The sequence below is a fragment of the Kineococcus siccus genome (genome assembly GCF_009906795.1).
GTDB lineage: Bacteria > Actinomycetota > Actinomycetes > Actinomycetales > Kineococcaceae > Kineococcus > Kineococcus siccus.
Genome location: NZ_JAAALN010000434.1, coordinates 1 through 709, shown reverse-complemented (window position 1 = coordinate 709; position 709 = coordinate 1). Strand labels below are relative to the sequence as shown.

Below are 709 nucleotides of genomic sequence, written 5' to 3'. Positions count from 1 at the left end.
GCCCTGAACTGCCGGTGCCGAGCCATGCGGCCACACCCGACGTGCTCGAGCAGGCCCTGGACGCCTCCCGGTTGTCGCTGCCGGGACGGGAGTACCTGCTGTTCACCGGTTCCCTGCACGCCGCCCTCGGCATGGGGCACCAGGTCACCGACGACTGGTTCGACCCGCAGTCACCCAACCTGTCGTGGCCGGCGGACCGCTCCTGGTGCCTGGCCACCGAGATCGACTTCGACTCCACCCTCGTCGCCGGCCCGGTCGACCTGATCGACGCCGTCCTGGCCGCGCCGGCGCTCGAGGCGTGGCCCGTGCACGAGGACGACGACCTGTCCGCCTTCGCTGATCACCTCAACACCTGACCTCGAAGGTAGCCACGCACGCGCAGACTGACCCTGCGGACGAACAGCAGCTGCAACCGGCCCCGCACAGCGCGACCGCGCCCACCGCTGCCTGGCTGTCCACGCTCGAGGCGCCCGGCCCCGGCGCCCCGCACGGCTTCTCCGCCGCCGCCCGCCTGCTGCACCCCGCCACCGACGCCGACCTCGACCCCGTCGGCTGGGCCGACGTCGCCGCCGTCACCGGCCACCCGCTGAACCCCGACAGCACCTTCGACGACATCGCCGGCACCGTGCACACCCGCCGCACCACCCGCAACGACTGGCCCGGCGGCCCACCCGCCCTCGGCGAACTGGGCGACACCGGGTGGGACGCC

The 709-nt window shown here is 73.9% G+C and carries 2 pseudogenes; one reads left to right on the top strand and one right to left on the bottom strand.

The features are described from left to right. Window positions 1-356: pseudogene (locus GTR02_RS22000) on the top strand (hypothetical protein); the annotation flags it as partial. Here the strand turns inward: GTR02_RS22000 and GTR02_RS22540 are convergent. Continuing rightward, window positions 341-709 (bottom strand): annotated as a pseudogene (locus GTR02_RS22540) (hypothetical protein); the annotation flags it as partial. The pseudogenes GTR02_RS22000 and GTR02_RS22540 sit on opposite strands and share 16 nt — an antisense overlap.